Below are 20,914 nucleotides of genomic sequence, written 5' to 3'. Positions count from 1 at the left end.
TAGCATTCGACATTCGGATTGACCAGTTACAAATTTTGGCCTTGCCACTATGCGGGCGAGACCAGGAAAGACAGGAGAGAAGTGGAATGCGGATCGTCGTCGTCGGGGAAGGGATGATCGAATTGTCGCGGGCCGAGCGGGGCCTTTGGCGGCTGGGTCATGGCGGCGATACGCTGAACACCGCGATCCATCTGGCGCGGATGGACCGCGACGTCCGCTATGTGACCGCACTGGGCGACGATCCGTTCAGCGCCACGCTGCTCCAGGACTGGGCGGCGGAGGGCATCGATACCAGCCTGACCCTGCGCGATCCGACCCGGATGCCGGGCCTGTACGCGATCACCACCGACGAGGCGGGCGAGCGCAGCTTCTCCTATTGGCGCGGACAGAGTGCCGCGCGGCGTACCCTGTCGCTGCCGGGAAGCGAGGCGGTGATGGCGCAGACCGAGCAGGCCGATCTGCTGCTCTACTCGCTCATCACCCTAGCGATTCTGGACGAACCGAGCCGCGAGCATCTGTTTGATCTGGCGCAGCGGGTTCGCGCACGCGGCGGGCGGGTCGCGTTCGACGGCAATTACCGTCCCCGCCTGTTCGCCAATCAGGACGAGGCGCGTGAACTGTGCCGCCGGGCGATCAGTGGCTGCGACATCGGCCTGCCGACACTGGAGGACGAGGCGATGCTGGTCGACGCCAAATCCGCCGAAGAGGTGCGCGACCGCTGGCAGGGGCTGGGCGCGGGGGAGGTCGTGGTGAAATTGGGCGCCGATGGCTGTCTCGTCACGGGTGTCGGTATCGTGCCCCCGCCGGAGCGCCTCTGCCCCCGCGATACCAGCGGGGCGGGGGATGCGTTCAATGCGGGCTATCTGGGCGCGCGCCTCGACGGCTTGTCTCCGGCGGAGGCAGCGGTGCGGGGGCATAGGCTGGCCGGTTGGACGGTCATGCGGTCGGGTGCGATCCCAGCGCGAGATGATGATCTGCCGCGCTGAGGTTTTTGGACTGACCAAAATTAACGGGTCAATCATGGCATGACCCCATTAGCCCCTCCCCTTCAGGAGTGGCAGGTCGGTCATGCCCCCAGCATGACCTAAACGATGCGGGGCATCGTTTACCTGCCACTGGGTTGGGGTGGGGCCTCTCTACCAAGCGATCCGCTTGCGGAAGCGCCCCACCCCCGGCCCCTCCCCTGAAGGGGAGGGGAGCGATTTGCGTAGATCCCACCGCCAAACCCATTCCGTTCGCGCTGCGCGAAGTCGACGTGCGCGGGATTCGCTCGCGGCGAGGTAACGGCGTGGCCTTCGACTCCGCTCAAGCTGAACGGAAGGCAGGGGCGGGGCCACCCCACCACGAAAAAGGGGGCCGGAACCTTGGTTCCGACCCCCTGATCCTGTCAGCATGCGCTGGCGGCGTGGCTTACGCGCCCGGGATTTCCGAGACGTTCACCTTGATGCCGCGGCCCATCGTCGACGAGACGGCGACCTTGCGGACATATTTGCCCTTGGCGCCCGACGGCTTGGCCTTGATGAGAGCATCGACCAGCGCGTCGAAGTTGGCGCGCAGGTCTTCCGCCGGGAACGACGCCTTGCCGATGCCCGAGTGGATGATGCCGGCCTTTTCGACGCGATACTCGACCTGACCGCCCTTGGCCGCCTTGACGGCTTCGGCGACGTTCATGGTCACGGTGCCCAGCTTCGGGTTCGGCATCAGGCCCTTGGGGCCCAGCACCTTACCGAGACGGCCGACGACGCCCATCATGTCCGGGGTCGCGATGCAGCGATCGAAGTCGATGGTGCCGCCCTGGATGGTTTCCATCAGGTCCTCGGCGCCCACGACATCGGCGCCAGCGGCGCGTGCCTCGTCGGCCTTCGCACCCTTGGCGAACACGCCGACGCGAACGGTCTTGCCGGTGCCCTTGGGCAGGGTGACGACGCCGCGGACCATCTGGTCGGCGTGGCGCGGGTCAACGCCCAGGTTGACGGCGACTTCGATCGTCTCGTCAAACTTCGAGGTCGCATGGGTGCGCGCCAGCGAGATCGCTTCGTCGATGCCGTGCAGCTTCTCGGCGTCGATCTGGACGGCCTTCTGCTTCTTGGTCAGCTTCGCCATGATCTTAGCCCTCCACCACTTCGAGGCCCATCGCGCGGGCGGAGCCTTCGATGATCTTGGTCGCAGCCTCGATATCGTTGGCGTTCAGGTCCTTCATCTTGACCTGGGCGATTTCCGCGAGCTTCGAGCGCGCGATCTTGCCCGCCGACACCTTGCCCGGCTCCTTCGAGCCCGACTTCAGGTTGGCCGCCTTCTTGATGAGGTAGGTCGCAGGCGCGGTCTTCGTCTCGAACGAGAACGAACGGTCGGCATAGACGGTGATGACGGTGGGCAGCGGCGTGCCCTTCTCGACTTCGCCGGTCTGCGCGTTGAACGCCTTGCAGAATTCCATGATGTTCACACCGCGCTGACCCAGCGCCGGGCCGATCGGCGGCGAGGGGTTGGCGGCGCCTGCAGGAACCTGCAGCTTGATATAGCCGGTAATCTTCTTTGCCATGTCACTCTCTTTTCGAGTCTAGCGGTCGTGACGGGCACGAAGGCATAGGCCAGCGCACCCTCCCGCAAGTTTTCCATCGCATGATGCTAGGGAAGCGCGGGCCGATAGCGGAAAAGGGAGGAGATGGCAAGGTGGCGCGACCACCTCTGCTCGTACGGAGCGACGTTGAAGGGCGCGCATCCCCCCGGCCTTGTGTCATATCGGTTCCGTCATTGCGAGCGTAGCGAAGCAATCCAGGGTCACGGGCGAATACGGCCCGGATTGCTTCGCTACGCTCGCAATGACGAAGATCGGGCAGCCAGATACGAAAAAGGGCCGGTGGCGTCGCCGCCCCGGCCCTTCGTTCCGTCGATCCGACAGGACTTACTTCGAGCGTTCGACCTGCTCGAAATCCAGTTCCACCGGGGTCGCGCGACCGAAGATCGACACCGACACCTTGACCTTGGACTTGTCGAAATCCAGTTCCTCGACCACGCCGTTGAAGCTGGCGAAGGGGCCTTCCAGCACCTTGACCGCGTCGCCGATCTCGTAATCGACCTTGACCTTGTGCTTCGGGGCGGCGGCGGCCTCTTCCTTGGAATTCAGCATCCGCGTGGCTTCCGCCTCGCTGATCGCCTGGGGCTTGCCCATCGCGCCGAGGAAGCCGGTCACCTTCGGCGTGTTCTTGACGAGGTGATAGACCTGATCGGTCATGTCGAGCTTGGCCAGGACATAGCCTGGCATGAACTTGCGCTCGACCGCGATCTTCTTGCCACGACGGGCCTCGGTCACGGTCTCGGTCGGAACCTCGATCTGGTCGACGAGATGGTCGAGGCCCAGGCGGGTCGCCTCGGCCATGATCGAATCGCGGACCTTGCCCTCGAAACCGGAATAAGCGTGGATAATGTACCAGCGCGCCATGAGAACCCTTTTACTTCGCGAGCGACAGCAGGGTGCGGACCAGCGTCTCGAAGAACGAGTCGACCGCCAGGAAGAAGATGGCCAGGATCGTGGTCATCACGACCACCATCACGCCGGTCATCACCGTCTCGCGCCGCGTCGGCCAGACGACCTTCTTGGTCTCGGTCTTGACCTGGTTGAGGAATTCGATGGGGGTCGTCTTCGCCACTCGTACCGTTCCCGCACCTGCGTTGGAATTACTGTCAGCGGGGCATGGGTCCGCCGCCGCCTGCCCAAGGGGCCTGCGACGAAGGGTCCGTCCGCGCTGTTCGGATGGGAACGCGATGTAGCCGTGGCTCGGGTAAAAGGCAAGGGTAGGGCGGGGGTAGGGGTTTGCTGTTCACGCGAAGCCGCGATGGCGCGAAGGTTTTTGGTTCGCGCGGAGGCGCGGAGACGCGGAGATTTTGAGGTTCGCGCAGAGGTGCGGATGACGCAGAGGAGCTTGGCCTGCCCTCAAGAACGGAAGACGATCGGACAGGGGTTGGGAATGGCTGGCCTATCGGCCGGGCCCAAGATCTCCGCGCCTCCGCGTCTCCGCGCGAACCAACCTTCTTCCTCTTCGTGTCGTCGCGGCTTCGCGTGAACAATCAGCAGCACCGCCCGCCATTCTTGCCGCCGTAGCGCGCCTGTTGCCGTTCGCGGAAGAAGGTCACCTCGTCCATCGGCGCGCGGTCGGGATGCTTCGCCGCCATGTGCGCCAGATAGGCGTCATAGCTGGGCATCCCGACCATCGCATTGCCGATCTCGCGCAGGCGGGCGAGCCATCTCATTCGGCGGCGACCATCTCGGGCGGGACTTCGGTGACGCTCGGCCGATCGATGGACCGCGCGATCAGGCAGGTGCGCACCGCATAGACCAGGATCGCCAGCACCACGCCCAGGAAGATCGCGCACAGCCCGGCGTCGATCCGGTCGTTGAAGACGATCCGCCCCATCTCCGCCATGGTCTTGGCGGGGGCGAGTATCTTGCCCGCCGCTGCCGCGTCCGAGAATTTGTCGGCATGGGCGAGGAAGCCGACGCGCGGATCGCTGGAGAAGATCTTCAGCCACCCGGCGGTCAGCGTGCAAGCGAGCAGCCAGATGGTCGGGATGATCGTGATCCAGGCGAAGCGATCCTTCTTCATCCGGAACAGCACGACGGTGGACAGCATGAGGGCCACCGCGGCGAGCATCTGGTTGGAGATGCCGAACAGCGGCCACAGCGTGTTCACCCCGCCCAGCGGATCGGTGACGCCCTGGTAGAGGAAAAAGCCCCAGGCCGCGACGCAAAGCCCGGTCGCGATCAGGCCCGGTGCAACCTTGCTCGATCCCCGGAAGCTGGGGACGACGAGGCCGATCAGGTCCTGCAGCATGAACCGCCCGGCGCGCGTCCCTGCGTCGACGGCGGTCAGAATGAACAGCGCCTCGAACAATATGGCGAAGTGATACCAGAAGGCCTTCATCGCCTGTCCGCCAAAGACATGGCTAAAGATTTCCGCCATCGCCACGGCCAGCGTCGGTGCGCCGCCCGCGCGGGAGATGATCGTATGCTCGCCCACGTCCCTGGCCACCTGTGCCAGCGTATCGGCCGAGATCGGAAAGCCCATCGCGGTGACGGCGGCGGCGGCGCTGGCCGGGTCGGTGCCCAGCACGGCGGCCGGCGCATTCATCGCGAAATAGACGCCCGGATCGAGGATCGAGGCGGCAACCAGCGCCATGATCGCGACCGCGCTTTCCATCAACATCGCGCCGTAGCCGATGAAGGGCGCGTCCTTCTCGCTGGCGATCAGCTTGGGCGTCGTGCCGCTGGCGATCAGCGCGTGGAAGCCCGACACCGCGCCGCACGCGATGGTGATGAACAGGAAGGGAAACAGCGGCCCCGCCCAGACCGGCCCGCTGCCGTCGATGAACTTGGTCAGCGCAGGCATTTTCAACGGCGGCGCCATGATGACGATGCCGATGGCCAGCGCCATGATCGCGCCGATCTTGAGGAAGGTCGAAAGGTAATCACGCGGCGCGAGCAGCAGCCACACCGGCAGGACCGAGGCGACCGCGCCGTATCCGATCAGCAGGAAGCAGAGCTGGACCGGCGTGAAGGTGAACAGCGGCGCGAGGACGGCGGACTGGGCAATCGACTGGCCATAGACGATAGCCAGGATCAGGCCGATAAAGCCGATGATCGACACCTCGCCGATCTTCCCCGGCCGGACCCAGCGGGTATAGCCGCCCATCAGCATCGCCAGCGGCACGGTGGCCGCCACGGTGAACAGGCCCCATGGGCTTTCGGCCAGCGCGCGCACGACGATCAGCGCCAGCACCGCCAGGATGATGACCATGATCATGAAGGCGCCGAACAGCGCGATGGTGCCCGCAACGGGACCCATCTCCATGCGGATCAATTCGCCCAGCGAGCGTCCGTCGCGCCGCATCGACAGGAACAGGATCAGGAAATCCTGCACCGCGCCTGCCAGCACGACGCCCGCCAAGATCCACAGCGTCCCCGGCAGATAGCCCATCTGCGCCGCCAGCACCGGCCCCACCAAAGGCCCCGCGCCCGCGATCGCGGCAAAGTGGTGGCCGAACAGCACCGTCCGGTCGGTCGCGACATAATCCAGGCCATCGGCACGCCGGATGGCGGGGGTGGGGCGGCGAGGATCGATGCCGATCACCCGCGCGATGAACAGCGCATAATAACGATAGGCGATCAGATAGACCGACACCGCCGCCGCGATGATCCACAGCGCGTTGATCGGCTCACCCCGTACGCTCGCCACCACGGCCAGCGCGCCCGCTCCGACGATCGCCAGCGCGATCCAGGGAAGGTGTTTCATCATGCCCCGTCCGGTCCTCCAGTTCTGCTCTTATCCGCCTTTCTAACCCTCCCGCAGATGGGCGCTACCCCGAAAGTCGGCTTCGACAATCGCGTGCTGACACGGGTTATTTTCCAGTCGGCCTTGTAGATTCAGATCAGGAGGCCCACATGTCAGGCTGCTAAAGTCGCAAATCGACGGTTCTCTGCTTTGCGGCTCGTTCCTTCTTTCCCTGCACCGCGGCCCCGAATCCGGCCCAGCGCCTGGTTCACCATTATGAAGGAATGAAAATGAGCATCACTGGAACCGTCAAATTCTTCAACGCCGACAAGGGTTATGGCTTCATCGCCCCCGAAAATGGCGGCGCGGACGCCTTTGTCCATATCAGCGCGGTCGAGCGCGCGGGCATGATCACGCTGAACCAGGATCAGCGGATCAGCTACGAACTGGAGCAGGATCGCCGCGGTAAGATGGCGGCGGTCAACCTTCAGCCCGCCTGAATGTCGAAGCGGTAGCCGGTCCGGCTACCGCTTTTTTTGTGGTCGAAAGGATAATCCATGTCGCGCGATGCCATCTTCTTCCGCAACCAGGCCGAGCTCGAGCGCGCCAACGCCGCCGATGCGACCCTGCAGAATGTCCGCGAACGCTGCGAGCGTGCCGCGTCCTCCTGGGAGGCGATGGCCGTCCGGGCCGAGCGCGCGGAACTGGGACGCGCGGCGTCGGCGGCCCGATCGGTCGCGGGCTGACCGCTCAAACTTAGCGCTTGCCCCGCCGCGCCGTCCGGGGTGAAAGGCTCGGCATGGCCAGCGCATCCTCTTCTCCGCTCGTCGTCGGTATCGGCGGCACGATCGGCAGCGTCTCCTCGACCGAGCGCGCGCTGCGCACCGCGATGACGGCGGCGGCCGATGAGGGGTTCCGCACCCATGTCTTCGGCGGCGAGGATCTGGCGCGCCTGCCGCTTTACAATCCGCGCGCGGCCGAGCGGACGGAGGCGGAACGCGTCTTCGTCGAGACCGTGCGCCAGGCTTCGGCGATCATCATCGCCAGTCCCGGCTATCATGGCAGCATCTCGGGGCTGGTGAAGAACGCGCTCGACCTGCTGGAAGAGACAGCGAAGGACGACCGGCCCTATTTCGCCGACTTGCCCGTGGGGCTGATCGCCACCGCCTATGGCTGGCAGGCGACTGGCTCGACCATCGCGGCGCTGCGTTCGATCGTCCACGCGCTGCGCGGCTGGCCGACCCCCTTCGCGGCGGCGGTGAACACCCAGCAGACGCGTTTCGATGAGGAAGGCCGGATCAGCGACCCGGCTGTCGAGGGGCAGTTGCGGCTGGTCGGCCAACAGGTCGCCCGCTTCGCGCCTTTAGCCGGGACGATCCGCGCGTCGAATTGAAGACGTCGCGCGGATTTCGGTTCATGCGAAGCCGCGAAGCCGCGAAGATTTTTTGATTTCGCGCGGAGGCGCGGAGAACGCAGAGGTGTCTCGCGTGCGACTGCGCGCAGTCCTCTTTCGTCGACCGTTCGAGGAAGAAGGAGTGCAGGGGCCACAGTATACGACACCTCTGCGTTCTCCGCGCCTCCGCGCGAACCAACCTCTTTCTCTTCGCGGCATCGCGGCTTCGCGCGAGATAAATGATTTCATCCCCCGCCCGGCCTTCGCCGGGGAATGGATTAGCGCAAGCGCTCGGTCACCAGCGCCGTGATCTCGTCCGCAATCTCGGCCGGATCGCGCAAGGCACCGTGCGCCACGGTCGATACCGTCGCCCATTCGCCCAGCATCGCCCCATCCGCCATCGCGGCGTAATTGGCCCGCACCCGTGCCTGAAGCCCCAGATCGGCCTCATAGGCATCATAGGTATCGTCGGTATAACTCCGCTTGTGCTTGCGGGCGATCAGGTCGCGGGCCACGTCGAGCGGCGTGTCGAGATAGACCGACAGATGCGGGGCGGGCAGGCGGAACTGGACCGTCTCCAGCTGCGCGATCCACTGCAGCAGCGCCTCCGCCCGGTCGGGCGGCACCTGCGCAGCCTGATAGGCCATGTTCGATGCGATATAGCGATCAAACACGATGACATCATGCGTCTCCGCCAGTTCGACCAGATGCGGCCGCGATTCGAATCGGTCGAGCGCATAGAGCGTCGCCGCCGTCTCGGGCGCGGCGGCATGGGGCAGGCGGCCTGCCAGATACTCGCCCAGCGCCCAGCCGCCGACCGTCTCGGCATAGCGCGGAAAGGACAGGGCGGCCGCCGACAGGCCCAGCGCGTTCAGCCGCTCGGTCACCGCCGCCGTCGCGGTCGCCTTGCCCGCGCCGTCCGCGCCCTCGATCGCCAGCAGGAATGCCATCAGCCGCGCAGTCGCTCGTGGTGGCGGATCACCTCGTCGATGATGAAGCGCAGGAATTTTTCGGAAAATTCGGGGTCCAGCTGCGCATCGCTGGCCAGTTGGCGCAGCCGGGCGATCTGCGCCTCTTCGCGGCCGGGATCGGCGGGGGGGAGTTCGTTCTCCGCCTTATAGCGGCCGACCGCCTGGGTGATCTTGAACCGCTCGGCCAGCATGAAGACCAGCGCGGCGTCGATATTGTCGATCGACTGGCGATAGCCGGTCAGCACGGTGTCGGACATCGATACGTCTCCCTCTGGCGCAGGCAGGGCCCACGGCAATTTCGCGTGCGCCCTTTCGCGCTTAGGCTTGCGTTCGGCAAGCGTTGTCGCCAGAGGCTCTTACCTGCCCATGACCGTAACCGCCACCCGCCTCGCCAAGCCCGCGCCCTCGCTGGACCCGATGATCCGGCTGGTGGCCGACGACATGAACGCCGTGAACCAGGTCATCATCGACCGGATGCGGTCGGAGATTCCGCTGATCCCGCAACTGGCCGGGCATCTGATCTCGGGCGGCGGCAAGCGAATGCGCCCGATGCTGACGCTCGCGAGTGCGCAACTGCTAGGCTATCAGGGCACCAGCCACCATGTCCTGGCGGCGGCGGTGGAGTTCATCCACACCGCAACCCTGTTGCACGACGATGTCGTCGACGGATCGGACCTGCGGCGCGGACGGCGCACCGCCAACATCATCTGGGGCAATCCGGCGAGCGTGCTGGTCGGCGATTTCCTGTTCAGCCGGTCCTTCCAGCTGATGGTCGACGCGGGCAGCCTGAAGGTGCTGAACATCCTGTCGGGTGCGTCGGCCGTGATCGCCGAAGGCGAGGTGAACCAGCTGACCGCCGTGCGGCAGGTGGGCTTGGCCGAAGAACGCTATCTCTCGATCATCGATGCCAAGACCGCTGCGCTGTTCGCCGCCGCCTGTCGCATTTCGGCGGTGATCGCCGAGCGGCCCGAGGCGGAGGAACTGGCGCTGGAGGCCTATGGCCGCAATCTGGGCATCGCGTTCCAGCTGATCGACGACGCGATCGACTATGTCTCGGACGCGGGGACCATGGGCAAGGATGCGGGCGACGATTTCCGTGAGGGCAAGATGACCCTGCCGGTGATCCTGGCCTATGCGCGGGGCAACGAGGAAGAACGCACCTTCTGGAAGGACGCGGTCGAAGGGCGGCGCACCTCGGACGAGGACTTCGCCCACGCCATCGCGCTGGTCCGCAAGAGCCGCGCGGTCGACGATACGATGGCGCGCGCGCGGCATTATGGCGGCTTGGCGATCGAGGCGATCAAGGGCTTTGCCGATGGCCCGGCGAAGAGCGCGATGATCGAAGCGGTCGAGTTCGCGGTCGCACGGGCGTATTGACCCTGCTTTGACCCCGGCGAAGGCCGGGCCCCAGTTGCCGTGCATGGTCGAAGGCGCGAGGCGGTCAGCCTCCCTCGCGTCGTACTGCCCGCCACCAACTTGGTAGAGTCTGGGCCCCGGCCTCCGACGGGGAACAATTTGGTTTGACGGCGGCCCGCTCGCTAGAACGGGGCCCGTCTTCACCCCGCCCGCCAAACCCCCTATCGCAACGCCATGACCCTGCCCGTCACCGCCGTCCTGCCCGACCTGCTGACCGCGCTCGCCAATGCCCCGAACGCGGTCCTCGTCGCGCCCCCCGGCGCGGGCAAGACCACCGCCGTCGCGCCGGCCCTTCTCGACCAGCCTTGGTGTACCGGCGACGTCCTGCTCCTCTCCCCCCGCCGCCTCGCCGCGCGTGCCGCCGCCGAACGCATGGCCGCGCTCGCCGAAGAGCCGGTCGGCCGCACCTTCGGCTATGCCACCCGCATGGATAGCAAGGTCAGCGCCGCGACCCGCGTGACCGTGGTCACCGAAGGCATCTTCGTCGCGCGCATCCAGGCCGATCCCGAGCTGGCGGGCGTCTCGGCGGTGCTGTTCGACGAAGTGCATGAACGCAGCCTCGACGGCGATTTCGGCCTGGCCTTGGCGCTCGACGCGCAAGCGAGCCTGCGGCCGGACTTGCGGCTGGTCGCCATGTCCGCGACGCTCGACGGCCGCCGCTTCTCCAGCCTGATGGGCGATGCGCCGGTGATCGAGAGCGAGGGGCGCAGCTATCCGCTGACCCTGCGCCATCTTGGCCGGGCGGCGGAGGCGCGAATCGAGGATTCGGTCGCCGCCGCGATCCGCCGCGCGCTGCAAGACGAAGCGGAGGGCGACATCCTCGCCTTCCTGCCCGGCACCGCCGAGATCGCCCGCACCGCCGAGCGGCTGGCGACCCTGCCCGAGAGCATCGCGATCCACGAACTCCACGGCTCGCTCGACCCGGCGGCGCAGCGTGCGGCGATCCGGCGTGACCCGGAGGGGCGGCGGCGGATCGTGCTCGCCACCTCGATCGCGGAGACCAGCCTCACGCTCGACGGCGTGCGGATCGTGATCGATTCGGGCCTTGCCCGGCGACCGCGCTACGACCGCGCGGCGGGGATGACCCGGCTGGTCACCGAGCGTGCCAGCCAGGCCGCCGTCATCCAGCGCGCAGGGCGCGCGGCGCGGCAGTCGCCCGGCGTCGCCTATCGCCTGTGGGAAGAAGCCGCGACGGCGGGCCTGCCGCGTTTCGATCCGCCGGAGATATTGGAGGCGGACCTGTCGGCACTGCTGCTTGGCACCGCGCTCTGGGGTGTCGGCGATCCGCGTGCGCTCCCCTGGCTCGACCCGCCGCCCGAGGCCGCCGTCGCCGAAGCCCGCGCGCGGCTGACCGTGTTGGAGGCGCTGGACGACACCGGCCGCCCGACCGCGCATGGCAAGGCGATTGCCAAGCTGCCGATGCCGCCACGCCTCGCACATATGCTGATCCGCAGCGGCGAGCGCGGGCTGGCCTCCACCGCCGCCGAGGTCGCGGTGCTGATCGGCGAGCGGGGCATCGGCGGGCAGGATGTCGATGTCGAGCAACGCCTGCGCCGCTGGCGAACCGAGCGCGGCCCCAAGGCGGAAGCGGCGCGGGCGATGGCGAAACGCTGGACCGGCCTTGCCCCCAAGCCGGTCGAACAGGAAGCCTGGGATCATGCGGCGGGCGTCTGTCTGGCGCTCGCCTATCCCGACCGGGTGGCGCGGCGGCGGGATGGGACGGGCGAGAATTGGGCGAGCGTCGGCGGGCGCGGCTTCCGGCTCGATCCCGCATCGGGGCTGGCGAGTTCGGAATGGCTGGCGGTGGGTGAGACGCAAGGTGCGGCGTCGGGTACGCGCATCCTGTCCGCAGCCCCCCTCGACCTCGCCACCGTCGAGGCGCTGTTCGCCGACCGGATCGAGACACGGTGTACCGTCACCTTCAACCCCGCAACCGGCGGGGTCGAGGCGTTGCGCGAACGGCGGCTGGGCGGGCTTCGCCTGTCGAGCGGACCCGATTCGGGGGCTTCCCCGGAGGCAATCGCCGAGGCGCTGGTCGAGGGGGTGCGGGCACATGGCGTGGCGCTGCTGCCTTGGAGCGACGGGGCAGGGGCGTACCGCGCGCGGGCGGCCTATGCAGGGGTGGCGCTGGATGACGAAACGCTGATCGCGCGGCTGGACGACTGGCTGCCCGCTTTGGTGGCGGGGAAGCGGCGGCTGGATGCTGTCGCGCCGGGTGCGCTGACCGAGGCGATCCGCAACCTTGTCGACTGGAACGACCAGCGGCGGATCGATTCGATGGCGCCGTCGCATTTCACCAGCCCGGCGGGCAGCACCCATGCGATTGATTATGCGGCCGAAGGTGGCCCGCGCGTCGAACTGCGCGTGCAGGCGCTGTTCGGCTTGGGCGAGCATCCGGTGATCGGGACCGAGCGTGTGCCGCTGGTCCTCAGCCTCACCTCACCCGCGGGTCGCCCGATCCAGACGACGCGCGACCTGCCCGGTTTCTGGGCGGGAAGCTGGAGCGCGGTGGCCAAGGAAATGCGCGGCCGCTACCCCCGTCATCCCTGGCCCGACGCGCCCGCAGAGGCGTCCGCGACGCTGCGCACGAAAAAGGCGGATGCAAGAGCCGCCGGTTCGCGATAAGGGACACAGATTATGGCCACTGCTCGCATCTTCCAGCGCCCCAAGAACGCGATGCAATCCGGCAAGTACCGGACCGATCGCTGGCAACTCGAATTCGAACCGACCGAGGCGAAAAAGCCCGATCCCCTGACCGGCTGGGCCGGGAGCGGCGACACGCAGGAACAGGTCCGCCTGACCTTCGCGACGCTGGAAGAGGCGATCGCCTATTGCCAGCGCGAAGGGCTCGACCACCATGTCGTGCCGACACCGCAAAAGACGCTGAAGCTGCAAAGCTACGCCGACAATTTCCGCTGAGCTTTGAGCGCTCCGGTTAAGGCCGGGGCGCTTTTTCTTTCGCGCGCATCGCTGAAGAAGGTTGGTTCGCGCGGAGGCGCGGAGACGCGGAGGTGTCGGGCCCGACGGCATCGGGATCGCATCACAACCGGCCTGTTGGAGCGGCGTGTCGTTGCCGCGAGCCACTCCTCTCTGCGTCCTCTGCGCCTCTGCGCGAACAACGTTTCTTGGCGCCTTCCCGTCAGTTCCGGCATGACGCCATTTGTTCGCGCGAAGCCGCGATGGCGCGAAGAGTTTTTTAATTGGTTCGCGCAGAGGCGCAGAGAGCGCGGAGGTGTCGTATCCGGCGGCATCGGACGCGCACTATAAACGGCCTGTTGAAGAGATATTTCGCTGCCGCGAGCACGACCTCTCCGCGCCTCCGCGTCTCCGCGCGATAAATCTTCTTCGTGTCTTCGCGTCTTCGCGTGAACTCAAAAGCCCAGGATGCCGCCCCCCAGCAGCAACAGCAGCTTGGCATCCATCACCACGCCCGCCGCACGTCGTTCCGCGATGAAGGCGGAAACATCCGCCAGCTTTACCCGGTGGACGGTAATCTGCTCGTCCGAATCACCACCGCCTTCGCCGACCTTCACCAGGCCACTCGCGCGGACCAGGGTGAACCGCTCCGAAGTCATGCCCGGCGAGGAGCAGAACTCCCCCAGCGCTTCGATCCGCGACGGGCGATAGCCGGTTTCCTCCTCCAGTTCGCGCGCCGCACCGTCCAGCACCGCTTCCCCCACGGTTTCGTCACCGATCAGGCCAGCGGGCATTTCCAGGCAGGGCGCGCCAAGCGGAATGCGGAACTGTTCGACCAGCAGGATATGGTCGTCCTCCACCGCCAGGATCACGGCGGCGCGGATGTCGCGCGGGCGGTCGGCATATTCCCAGGTGCCGCGCTTGCGCAGCGCCAGGAACCGCCCCTCGGCCAGGGTTTCGAGGGGAGCGTCCATACGGGGATCGGTCATAGCGAGATGGGTCTGTCCGGCAGTTCGTTGGTATCGGCCGCCGTCTTGGGGAAATGCTCGGCCAGTACAAGCCCGATGCGCTCGACCGCCGCGCTCATCCCCTCGCCGACATTCCCTTGCGCGACATGCGGCAGCATCACCGCCATCGCGCGGCCCCAGGTTTCTGGGCCGACCTTGCCGGTCAGGCCGGAGTCGGCGACGATCTCGGCCATATGCTCGTCTTCGGAGAGATAGAGCAGCACGCCGTAGCGGCTGTCGGTCCGCCGCTCGGCCGCGACGCGGAAGAGCAGGACGGCGCGGGCGCGCACGCGGGCATGGCGAATGCTCTTGGGCACCAGCGCGATCCGGCGCGCCACGGGCCCGAGCAGCGCGAAGACCAGGCCGAACACCAAGACCTGCGCGATCATCACCGCGCCCAGGATCAGGTCCTCGCCCGGCGCGCTCCAAGCATCATGGACCAGCGCGAGCAGCTTCAGCCCCAGATCGGGAAAGAGCGCGGCGAACAGCGGCACCAGCAGCATGGCGGGCGCGGCGAACCACAAGGCGACGTCACGATACGCGTCCGACCGGCGCGCGACGATGGTCACGATCTCGGCATCGGTCGTCGCCTCGGCGCGCGCGACGGCGGCGGTGATCCGATCGCTTTCGGTATCGCTCAACATCTCACCAATCCCCCGATGCGCCGCCGCCGCCACCCGACCCGCCCCCGCCGCCGGTAAAGCCGCCGCCGAACCATGACCCGTCGCTGCCGCCGTCCGAGCCGCCCGAACTCCAGCCGCCGCCCGATCCGCCGCCGCTACCCCAGCCGGGGCCCCAGAGAATGATCGGCCAGCCGCCACCGCCGCGACGCCCGCCACCGCCGCCACGATCGTCATCATCGTCGTCGTGGAACCGCTGGCCCTGCCTGCGCCGCAGGATCGACAACAGGACGAACCCGCCGATGAAGACGACGAGAACGATCAGGATCGGAAAGCCATCGGAATTGCCGCCTCCACGTCGGTTCTGGCGGTCGAACTGCTTGGCAGCCTCGGCCACTCGGGCCTTTGCCTCTTCGGGCGAGGCGCGAAGCTGGGCAATGACGGCGTCCGCGCCAGCATTCAGCGCGCCCGATATGTCGCCCGACTCACGCAGACGCGGAAGCATCAGCGTGCGGATCATCTGCGACGACCACGCATCGGTCAGGATTGGCTCCAGCCCATAGCCGACTTCGAGACGCGGACCCCGTTGCCCCTTGCCCTCATTGGGCGCCACGAACAGGATCGCGCCGTTGTTGACGTCCTTCAGGCCGACGCCCCAGTAACGGATCAACTTGTTGCCATAATCCTCGATCGGATAGCCTTGCAGGTCGGGGATGGTCGCGACCACCAGCTGGCGGCCGGTATCCTTCTGCAAGGCTTCCAGCTTCTGTTCGAGCTGCGCCTTGGTGGCAGGGTCGATCTTGTTCGCCGCATCGACGACCAGTCCGTCGAATTTGGGAAAGGTCTGCGCCATCACGGGGACGGCGCAGAGGATCAGCCAGAGCCCGAGGACCGGGCGAAGCAACCGGGTGAACCGGGTCATGGGCCAGGTCACAATCGGGCGATCAGCTACCGAAATTCACCTTGGGCGCATTCTCGGCCCCCGGCGTGGTCGCCTGATAGGGGGCCATCGGCTTGGCGCCGTAGAAGACCTTGGCGCCGATCGCGTCGGGGAAGGTGCGGATGCGGGTGTTATAGGCCTGCACCGCCTTATTGTAATCGCCGATCGCGATGTTGATGCGGTTCTCCGTGCCTTCCAGCTGGCTCATGAAGGTCTGGAAATTGTCCTGGCTCTTCAGGTTCGGATAAGCCTCGACATTCGCGAGCAGGCGACCAAGCGAGCCGCTGAGCTGGCCTTGGGCTGCCGCGAACTGCTGCATCTTGGCGGGATCGGACAGGTCGTCGCCGGTCACCTGGACCGAGGTCGCCTTGGCGCGGGCGTTGACCACGTCGGTCAGGATCGCCTTTTCCGATGCGGCGGCGCCCTTCACGGTCGCTTCCAGATTGGGGATCAGGTTGGCGCGGCGCTGATAGGCGGCCTGGACATCGGCCCATTTCGCCTTCGCATTTTCCTCCGCCGTGGGCACGCTGTTCATGCCGCAGCCGGACAGGGCGACGGCCATCACGACCGGGGTCAGGGCAAGAACGGGACGACGCATTCGAATATTCCTCCGTCAACTGTCTGGTCTATATAAGACGCATGTCCGGCTTGGCGAAGAGCAAAAGCGACGATACCCTAAACCAACGAAAATCAGAGGGATTTGGCGATGCTCAAGGAATTTCGCGCCTTCATCGCGCGGGGCAATGTCCTCGACCTGGCGGTGGCGGTCATCATCGGGGCGGCGTTCAGCAAGATCGTGACCTCGCTGACCGATGACGTGCTGATGCCGGTGATCGGCAAGATCTTCGGCGGGCTGGATTTCTCCAGCTATTTTATCCGCATGGGACCGATCCCGGCCAATTATGCGGGATCGCTGACCGATTATGTCGCGCTGAAGAAGGCGGGGGTGCCGTTGCTCGGTTACGGCGCGTTCGTGACGCAGGCGGTCAATTTCGTGATCGTCGCCTTCATCATCTTCCTGCTGGTCCGCACCGTGAACCGCGCCACAACCCTGTTCGAGAAGGAAAAGGCCAAGGCGGCCGAGGAGCCCAAGGCCGAACCCGCCGATGTCGCGCTGCTCCGCGAAATCCGCGACGAACTGCGCGCGCGGCGGGGGTAGGGGCATTCTTATTCCTCCCCTTGCAGGGGAGGAATAAGGGTATTTACGCCGCCGCCAGTTTCTTGGCGGTGGCATCCGCCAGACTGGTGCCGTCGAGAATCCGCGCCGTCTCGTCGCGCACGCGCATCATTGCGTGGCGGATGGCGCAGTCAGCCTCGCTCTTGCAGTCGTTACAGGGGCGATAGGCGGTGCGGCTGACGCAAGGCACCAACGCGAGCGGCCCCTCGATGGTGCGGATGATGTCGCCCAGCGAAATCAGATGCGCCGCGCGCGCCAGGCGGTAGCCGCCCATCTTGCCGCGCTGGCTGTCGAGCAGTTGCGCGCCCTTCAGATCGGCAAGGATCAGCTCCAGGAACTTGCGCGGAACATTCGCCTCGGTCGCGATCCGCGTCATCGAGGTCGGCGGACCGGCAGGCGGCATCTCCGCCAGGAACAGCATCGCGCGCAGCGCATAACGGGACCGCTGGGTCAACATGGGGCTTCCCATGGACCCAAATTGGGGCGAGCGAAAGGCATTTGCGTAAACTCGCTTGGCTACCTATATCCGTCCTTGCCGGGTTTTACCCGGCTATGACGATAAACTGCGGCGAGTAATAGACGCAGCGGACCCGGGGGCAGTACCCGGCGGCTCCACCATAAAAGGTGGTGTACTTGGACACCGTTTCTGACGGGGCCGAACCAGGATCGACGTGTGTTGAAAAGCGCTGTTTTCGTTCGGAATGGGACCACCGCAACGGCCCATATACACAAGTGCCAACGATAACGAAGCACTCGCGATTGCGGCGTAATTGAGGGCCTCACGGCCTGAGATTACACCAAAATAGCGCGGTCGGACCCCACCGGGCAACAGAAGGGGAATCCAGCGGTACGGGGAGCACCGGGCAACAGAAGCTCCCCACTTTCCGGTTTTGATGGTGTTTGCAGGTGAGAGCCGGGTGCCTCACTCATGCTCGTCCATTCTACCCCCACCCTCCGTTCGCACTGAGCGAAGTCGAAGTGCATGGGCTGCCCTTGCGACTGGGCGAGGGGGCGTGGCCTTCGACTTCGCTCAGGCTGAACGGAGGGTGGGAGCTGTCAAACTCCCCTGTTGACCCCGGCGGAGGCCGGGGCCCAGATTCTGCGCAGCCGATGGCGCGCCATAAGGATGAGGGGGAGGCAATGGTATCCCTCCTTCGATGGTACACCGCAACTGGGCCCCGGCCTTCGCCGGGGTCGAAGAAGGGGGCGAAATTACCCCTCCCGCGCCAGCGCCTTCAGCTTGTACAGCGCGTCCAGTGCCTCGCGCGGTGACAGCGCGTCGACATCGAGCTTCTCCACCTCCGCCCGGATCGCGTCGCACTGTTCCTCCTCGATCTGTGCGGCGGCGGCGAACAGGGGCAGGTCGTCCAGCCCCGCCGCCAGCCCGCCGGTCTTGGCGCGCCCCGCCTCCAGCTTGGCCAGCACCGCCTTGGCGCGCGCGACCGTCGCGGGCGGCATTCCGGCCAGCCGCGCCACCGCCAGGCCATAAGAGCGATCCGCCGGGCCCTCGCTGACTTCGTGCAGCAGGACCAGCTCCCCCTTCCACTCGCGCGCGCGGACATGATGGAGCGACAGCGCCTCGCACCGCTCGGCCAGCCGGGTCAACTCGTGATAATGCGTCGCGAACAGGCAGCGGCAGCGATTATCCTCATGGATCGCCTCGACCACCGCCCAGGCGATGGCGAGGCCGTCATAGGTGGACGTACCGCGCCCGACCTCGTCGAGGATGACGAAGCTGCGCGGCGTGGCCTGTGCCAGGATGGCGGCGGTCTCGACCATCTCGACCATGAAGGTCGAGCGTCCGCGCGCGAGATTGTCGGATGCGCCCACGCGGCTGAACAGCCGGTCGACCAGCCCGATCCTGGCGTGCGTCGCGGGGACATAGGACCCGGCCTGCGCCAGAACCGCGATCAAGGCGTTCTGCCGGAGGAAGGTCGACTTACCGCCCATGTTCGGCCCGGTGACGAGCCACAGCCGCGAGGCCTCCGACAGCGAACAGTCATTGGCGACGAACCGCTCGCCCGAGCGTGCCACCGCCGCCTCGACCACCGGGTGGCGGCCGGCCGTCACCTCGAAACAGGCATGATCGACCAGTTCGGGCCGCACCCAGCCGCCCTCGACCGCACGTTCGGCAAGGCCACTCGCCACGTCGAGCCGGGCCAGCGCGTCTGCCGTCGCCGCGATACTCTCGCGCGAGGCGAGCGCGGCGGCGGTCAGCTCCTCCAGATGCGCGGCCTCGGCGGCGAGTGCATGGGCACCCGCCTGCGCGACCTTGCTCGCGACCTCGTGCAGTTCGGGGGTGTTGAAGCGGACCACGCCCGCCAGCGTCTGGCGATGGGTGAAGCCCGACTCCGGTTTCATCAGCGCATCGGCCGAGCGCGCGGGCACCTCGACATGGTAACCGAGCACGCCGTTATGGCGGATCTTGAGCGCGGTGATGCCGGTCTTCTGGCGGAACTCGGCCTCCAGCGCGGCGATGGCGCGGCGGCCCCCTGCGCCCGCGTCGCGCAGATCGTCGAGCGCCACGTCATAGCCCGCCGCGATATAGCCGCCCTCGCTCGCCTCGATCGGCGGCGAGGGGACCAGCGCACGGCGCAGCAGGTCGATCAGTTCGCCGTGCCCACGCAGCCGGGGCGTGGTCTCGCGCAGCAGGGGAGGGCCGTCGCTTAACTGTTCCGACAGCGCCCAGGCCCCATCGAGCCCGTCGCGCAACTGCCCCAGATCGCGCGGGGAACCACGGCCTGCCGCGATCCGACCGATCGCCCGGCCGATATCGGGGAGCGCGCGCAGCGCCGCGCGCAGCCGCTCGCGGAGTGCCGCATCGTCGTGGAAATGCTGGACGAGGTCGAGCCGTGCCTCGATCGTATCGCGGTCCATCAACGGCGCGCCGATATCGCCCGCAAGCGCGCGCGCGCCAGCCCCCGTCACCGTCCGGTCCACCGCGTCGAGCAACGAGCCCTTGCGTTGGCCATTGGCGGTCTGGGTCAGCTCCAGGCTCTCGCGCGTCGCCGCGTCGATCGCCATCGCGCCTGCCGCCTGGCTCAGAACCGGCGGGCGCAGGAAGGGCAGGGCCCCCTTGGCGGTATGGTCGAGATAGGCGACCAGCCCGCCCGCCGCCGACAGCCCCGCGCGGCTGAACTGCCCGAACCCGTCCAGCGTCGCCACGCCGTAGAGCCGTTTCAGCCGATCCTCGCCTTGGCCGCTGTCGAAGGTGGAGGACGGGCGCAGCGTCGTCGCGGCATCGGCGTGGGCGGCGTTCTCGGCCGCGACCACTTCGGCGGCGGCGAGGCGGGCGAGTTCGGCGCCCAGCGCGTCCGCCTTCACATCGATCACCACGAACCGCCCGGTCGAAATGTCGGCGGCGGCCAGCGCCACCGCGCCGCCTGCCTCGCCGATCGCGACGCACCAGTTATCGCTCTTGGCGTCGAGCAGCGCCTCCTCGGTCAGCGTGCCCGCCGTCACCACCCGCACGATGCCGCGCGCGACCAGCGCCTTGGACCCGCCGCGCGCCTTGGCCTCGGCGGGCGTCTCGGTCTGCTCGGCGATGGCGACGCGGTGCCCGGCCTTTATCAGCCGTTGGAGATAGGCGGTCGCGGCATGGACCGGCACGCCGCACATCGGAATCTTTTCGCCGCCATGCTCCCCGCGCGAGGTCAGCGCGATGTCCAGCACGCCCGAGGCGATGCGTGCATCGTCGAAGAACAGCTCGAAGAAATCGCCCATCCGGTAGAAGAGCAGGCAATCCTCGGCCTCGGCCTTCAGCGTCAGATACTGCGCCATCATCGGGGTGGGGGTGGTCATCGAAACGTGTTTTCCAGAATCTGGCCAGGCGGCGGATATGGATAGCGCCGATGCGCTAAGACGGTTGGGTTAGGTCAAGGCCTAATGGTGGCTACAGGGGTAAGCGATCAACCGTTCGCTGCGAGCCATTCGTGAAACGACACCCGTCCCGGCGTACCCCATGTTTGCAGCCAACGCGCAACGACGGCGTGATCGTAATAACGTCCAGCCTGGAAATCCGCCAATGCCCGCAGGTCCGCAGCGTGTTCCGCTTGCTCGTCATGGCGCTCGAAAATGCCGGGCTCATGCTCCATAGCCGAACGTATAAGCCTGATGCTTCGGCTTGCCTAGGGCAGCAAAAGGACTGCGTGACAGGGTTGTCAGCGGTGTCCGAAAGTTTAATGAGCCGTAGCGTCCTTGTATCCACA

23 protein-coding genes and 1 other RNA gene are annotated in these 20,914 nt (G+C 66.7%); 9 read left to right on the top strand and 15 right to left on the bottom strand.

Features of this window, described 5'->3' with window-relative positions; genetic code table 11:
• Positions 1-86: 86 nt before the first annotated feature.
• Positions 87-986 carry a sugar kinase gene (locus tag U1H82_RS08085; RefSeq protein WP_322964407.1) on the top strand — a complete coding sequence of 300 codons (900 nt, stop codon included), beginning with the start codon at positions 87-89 and terminating at the stop codon, positions 984-986.
• A 424-nt stretch (positions 987-1,410) separates the two neighbouring features.
• Here the strand turns inward: U1H82_RS08085 and rplA are convergent, their stop codons facing one another.
• The 6 genes from rplA to U1H82_RS08055 all read right to left on the bottom strand — a co-directional run bounded on the left by rplA (position 1,411) and on the right by U1H82_RS08055 (position 6,290).
• The gene (gene rplA / locus U1H82_RS08080) at positions 1,411-2,103 is read right to left on the bottom strand and encodes a 50S ribosomal protein L1 (protein WP_175313557.1); all 693 of its coding nucleotides are present in this window, start codon (positions 2,101-2,103) and stop codon (positions 1,411-1,413) included.
• A gap of 4 nt (positions 2,104-2,107) precedes the next feature.
• Positions 2,108-2,539 (bottom strand): 50S ribosomal protein L11, encoded by a 432-nt coding sequence (gene rplK, locus U1H82_RS08075; RefSeq protein ID WP_007407063.1) that lies wholly within the window; start codon positions 2,537-2,539, stop codon positions 2,108-2,110.
• A 363-nt stretch (positions 2,540-2,902) separates the two neighbouring features.
• Complete coding sequence (gene nusG, locus U1H82_RS08070) at positions 2,903-3,439, bottom strand: transcription termination/antitermination protein NusG (RefSeq protein ID WP_042491307.1); 537 nt, start codon at positions 3,437-3,439, stop codon at positions 2,903-2,905.
• 10 nt (positions 3,440-3,449) lie between these two features.
• Positions 3,450-3,647 carry a preprotein translocase subunit SecE gene (gene secE / locus U1H82_RS08065; protein ID WP_042491311.1) on the bottom strand — a complete coding sequence of 66 codons (198 nt, stop codon included), beginning with the start codon at positions 3,645-3,647 and terminating at the stop codon, positions 3,450-3,452.
• Between the two features lie 418 nt (positions 3,648-4,065).
• Complete coding sequence (locus tag U1H82_RS08060) at positions 4,066-4,248, bottom strand: YbdD/YjiX family protein (protein ID WP_322964406.1); 183 nt, start codon at positions 4,246-4,248, stop codon at positions 4,066-4,068.
• On the bottom strand, positions 4,245-6,290 hold the full coding sequence (locus tag U1H82_RS08055) for a carbon starvation CstA family protein (RefSeq protein ID WP_322964405.1): 2,046 nt from the start codon (positions 6,288-6,290) through the stop codon (positions 4,245-4,247). Before U1H82_RS08055 ends, U1H82_RS08060 begins: the two co-directional genes overlap by 4 nt.
• Before the next feature lie 266 nt (positions 6,291-6,556).
• Between U1H82_RS08055 and U1H82_RS08050 the strand changes: the two genes are divergently transcribed.
• From U1H82_RS08050 to U1H82_RS08040, 3 genes are read left to right on the top strand one after another with little or no spacing between them, the layout of a single operon-like run.
• Positions 6,557-6,766 (top strand): cold-shock protein, encoded by a 210-nt coding sequence (locus U1H82_RS08050; RefSeq protein ID WP_175313204.1) that lies wholly within the window; start codon positions 6,557-6,559, stop codon positions 6,764-6,766.
• Positions 6,767-6,823: 57 nt separating this feature from the next.
• Positions 6,824-7,012, top strand: coding sequence for a hypothetical protein (locus U1H82_RS08045; RefSeq protein WP_322964404.1), 189 nt, complete (start codon positions 6,824-6,826; stop codon positions 7,010-7,012).
• A 53-nt stretch (positions 7,013-7,065) separates the two neighbouring features.
• Entirely contained in the window at positions 7,066-7,659 is a 594-nt protein-coding gene (locus U1H82_RS08040) for an NADPH-dependent FMN reductase (protein WP_322964403.1), read from the top strand.
• Between the two features lie 278 nt (positions 7,660-7,937).
• Here U1H82_RS08040 and U1H82_RS08035 read toward each other — a convergent pair whose 3' ends face one another.
• Both U1H82_RS08035 and U1H82_RS08030 read right to left on the bottom strand, forming a co-directional pair.
• Positions 7,938-8,609 (bottom strand): nucleoside/nucleotide kinase family protein, encoded by a 672-nt coding sequence (locus U1H82_RS08035; RefSeq protein ID WP_322964402.1) that lies wholly within the window; start codon positions 8,607-8,609, stop codon positions 7,938-7,940.
• Entirely contained in the window at positions 8,609-8,887 is a 279-nt protein-coding gene (locus U1H82_RS08030) for a chorismate mutase (RefSeq protein ID WP_175313215.1), read from the bottom strand. The genes U1H82_RS08035 and U1H82_RS08030 overlap by 1 nt, the downstream gene beginning before the upstream one ends.
• A gap of 109 nt (positions 8,888-8,996) precedes the next feature.
• On the opposite strand from U1H82_RS08030, the gene U1H82_RS08025 reads away from it, so the two are divergent.
• The 3 genes from U1H82_RS08025 to U1H82_RS08015 all read left to right on the top strand — a co-directional run bounded on the left by U1H82_RS08025 (position 8,997) and on the right by U1H82_RS08015 (position 12,965).
• On the top strand, positions 8,997-10,007 hold the full coding sequence (locus tag U1H82_RS08025; protein WP_322964401.1) for a polyprenyl synthetase family protein: 1,011 nt from the start codon (positions 8,997-8,999) through the stop codon (positions 10,005-10,007).
• Positions 10,008-10,220: 213 nt separating this feature from the next.
• Entirely contained in the window at positions 10,221-12,671 is a 2,451-nt protein-coding gene (gene hrpB, locus U1H82_RS08020; protein ID WP_322964400.1) for an ATP-dependent helicase HrpB, read from the top strand.
• Between the two features lie 12 nt (positions 12,672-12,683).
• The gene (locus tag U1H82_RS08015) at positions 12,684-12,965 is read left to right on the top strand and encodes an ETC complex I subunit (protein WP_042491340.1); all 282 of its coding nucleotides are present in this window, start codon (positions 12,684-12,686) and stop codon (positions 12,963-12,965) included.
• A 452-nt stretch (positions 12,966-13,417) separates the two neighbouring features.
• Here U1H82_RS08015 and U1H82_RS08010 read toward each other — a convergent pair whose 3' ends face one another.
• From U1H82_RS08010 to U1H82_RS07995, 4 genes are read right to left on the bottom strand one after another with little or no spacing between them, the layout of a single operon-like run.
• On the bottom strand, positions 13,418-13,951 hold the full coding sequence (locus U1H82_RS08010; protein ID WP_322964399.1) for an NUDIX hydrolase: 534 nt from the start codon (positions 13,949-13,951) through the stop codon (positions 13,418-13,420).
• Positions 13,948-14,613 carry a TPM domain-containing protein gene (locus U1H82_RS08005; RefSeq protein ID WP_322964398.1) on the bottom strand — a complete coding sequence of 222 codons (666 nt, stop codon included), beginning with the start codon at positions 14,611-14,613 and terminating at the stop codon, positions 13,948-13,950. The genes U1H82_RS08010 and U1H82_RS08005 overlap by 4 nt, the downstream gene beginning before the upstream one ends.
• Before the next feature lies 1 nt (position 14,614).
• Complete coding sequence (locus tag U1H82_RS08000; RefSeq protein ID WP_322964397.1) at positions 14,615-15,511, bottom strand: TPM domain-containing protein; 897 nt, start codon at positions 15,509-15,511, stop codon at positions 14,615-14,617.
• A 22-nt stretch (positions 15,512-15,533) separates the two neighbouring features.
• Complete coding sequence (locus tag U1H82_RS07995; RefSeq protein WP_322964396.1) at positions 15,534-16,127, bottom strand: LemA family protein; 594 nt, start codon at positions 16,125-16,127, stop codon at positions 15,534-15,536.
• A 108-nt stretch (positions 16,128-16,235) separates the two neighbouring features.
• Here U1H82_RS07995 and mscL point away from each other — a divergent pair, with 108 nt between their 5' ends.
• On the top strand, positions 16,236-16,688 hold the full coding sequence (gene mscL, locus U1H82_RS07990) for a large conductance mechanosensitive channel protein MscL (protein WP_322964395.1): 453 nt from the start codon (positions 16,236-16,238) through the stop codon (positions 16,686-16,688).
• 43 nt (positions 16,689-16,731) lie between these two features.
• Here mscL and U1H82_RS07985 read toward each other — a convergent pair whose 3' ends face one another.
• Entirely contained in the window at positions 16,732-17,163 is a 432-nt protein-coding gene (locus U1H82_RS07985; protein ID WP_007406932.1) for an RrF2 family transcriptional regulator, read from the bottom strand.
• A 37-nt stretch (positions 17,164-17,200) separates the two neighbouring features.
• Between U1H82_RS07985 and ssrA the strand changes: the two genes are divergently transcribed.
• Positions 17,201-17,550, top strand: a transfer-messenger RNA (tmRNA) gene (gene ssrA / locus U1H82_RS07980).
• A 368-nt stretch (positions 17,551-17,918) separates the two neighbouring features.
• Here ssrA and mutS read toward each other — a convergent pair.
• The gene (mutS, locus tag U1H82_RS07975) at positions 17,919-20,489 is read right to left on the bottom strand and encodes a DNA mismatch repair protein MutS (RefSeq protein ID WP_322964434.1); all 2,571 of its coding nucleotides are present in this window, start codon (positions 20,487-20,489) and stop codon (positions 17,919-17,921) included.
• Between the two features lie 125 nt (positions 20,490-20,614).
• Entirely contained in the window at positions 20,615-20,800 is a 186-nt protein-coding gene (locus tag U1H82_RS18350; RefSeq protein WP_511073012.1) for an antitoxin, read from the bottom strand.
• Positions 20,801-20,914: the final 114 nt, after the last annotated feature.

Origin of the sequence: Sphingomonas fuzhouensis (assembly GCF_034659795.1) — a bacterium.
Taxonomy (GTDB): Bacteria; Pseudomonadota; Alphaproteobacteria; order Sphingomonadales; family Sphingomonadaceae; genus Sphingomonas; species Sphingomonas fuzhouensis.
This window is presented reverse-complemented; position numbering and strand designations above follow the sequence as displayed.

Excerpts from the sequence above, each read along its gene's own strand:
- U1H82_RS07985 (WP_007406932.1), bottom strand. The coding sequence starts at position 17,163 with ATGTTGACCCAGCGGTCCCGTTATGCGCTGCGCGCGATGCTGTTCCTG.
- mutS (WP_322964434.1), bottom strand. The coding sequence starts at position 20,489 with ATGATGGCGCAGTATCTGACGCTGAAGGCCGAGGCCGAGGATTGCCTG.
- nusG (WP_042491307.1), bottom strand. The coding sequence starts at position 3,439 with ATGGCGCGCTGGTACATTATCCACGCTTATTCCGGTTTCGAGGGCAAG.
- U1H82_RS08045 (WP_322964404.1), top strand. The coding sequence starts at position 6,824 with ATGTCGCGCGATGCCATCTTCTTCCGCAACCAGGCCGAGCTCGAGCGC.
- mscL (WP_322964395.1), top strand. The coding sequence starts at position 16,236 with ATGCTCAAGGAATTTCGCGCCTTCATCGCGCGGGGCAATGTCCTCGAC.
- U1H82_RS08025 (WP_322964401.1), top strand. The coding sequence starts at position 8,997 with ATGACCGTAACCGCCACCCGCCTCGCCAAGCCCGCGCCCTCGCTGGAC.
- U1H82_RS08035 (WP_322964402.1), bottom strand. The coding sequence starts at position 8,609 with ATGGCATTCCTGCTGGCGATCGAGGGCGCGGACGGCGCGGGCAAGGCG.
- U1H82_RS08050 (WP_175313204.1), top strand. The coding sequence starts at position 6,557 with ATGAGCATCACTGGAACCGTCAAATTCTTCAACGCCGACAAGGGTTAT.
- rplA (WP_175313557.1), bottom strand. The coding sequence starts at position 2,103 with ATGGCGAAGCTGACCAAGAAGCAGAAGGCCGTCCAGATCGACGCCGAG.
- U1H82_RS08030 (WP_175313215.1), bottom strand. The coding sequence starts at position 8,887 with ATGTCCGACACCGTGCTGACCGGCTATCGCCAGTCGATCGACAATATC.
- U1H82_RS07995 (WP_322964396.1), bottom strand. The coding sequence starts at position 16,127 with ATGCGTCGTCCCGTTCTTGCCCTGACCCCGGTCGTGATGGCCGTCGCC.
- U1H82_RS08010 (WP_322964399.1), bottom strand. The coding sequence starts at position 13,951 with ATGACCGATCCCCGTATGGACGCTCCCCTCGAAACCCTGGCCGAGGGG.
- U1H82_RS08055 (WP_322964405.1), bottom strand. The coding sequence starts at position 6,290 with ATGATGAAACACCTTCCCTGGATCGCGCTGGCGATCGTCGGAGCGGGC.
- U1H82_RS08060 (WP_322964406.1), bottom strand. The coding sequence starts at position 4,248 with ATGAGATGGCTCGCCCGCCTGCGCGAGATCGGCAATGCGATGGTCGGG.
- U1H82_RS08015 (WP_042491340.1), top strand. The coding sequence starts at position 12,684 with ATGGCCACTGCTCGCATCTTCCAGCGCCCCAAGAACGCGATGCAATCC.
- U1H82_RS08005 (WP_322964398.1), bottom strand. The coding sequence starts at position 14,613 with ATGTTGAGCGATACCGAAAGCGATCGGATCACCGCCGCCGTCGCGCGC.
- hrpB (WP_322964400.1), top strand. The coding sequence starts at position 10,221 with ATGACCCTGCCCGTCACCGCCGTCCTGCCCGACCTGCTGACCGCGCTC.
- U1H82_RS18350 (WP_511073012.1), bottom strand. The coding sequence starts at position 20,800 with ATGGAGCATGAGCCCGGCATTTTCGAGCGCCATGACGAGCAAGCGGAA.
- U1H82_RS08000 (WP_322964397.1), bottom strand. The coding sequence starts at position 15,511 with ATGACCCGGTTCACCCGGTTGCTTCGCCCGGTCCTCGGGCTCTGGCTG.
- rplK (WP_007407063.1), bottom strand. The coding sequence starts at position 2,539 with ATGGCAAAGAAGATTACCGGCTATATCAAGCTGCAGGTTCCTGCAGGC.
- U1H82_RS08085 (WP_322964407.1), top strand. The coding sequence starts at position 87 with ATGCGGATCGTCGTCGTCGGGGAAGGGATGATCGAATTGTCGCGGGCC.
- U1H82_RS08040 (WP_322964403.1), top strand. The coding sequence starts at position 7,066 with ATGGCCAGCGCATCCTCTTCTCCGCTCGTCGTCGGTATCGGCGGCACG.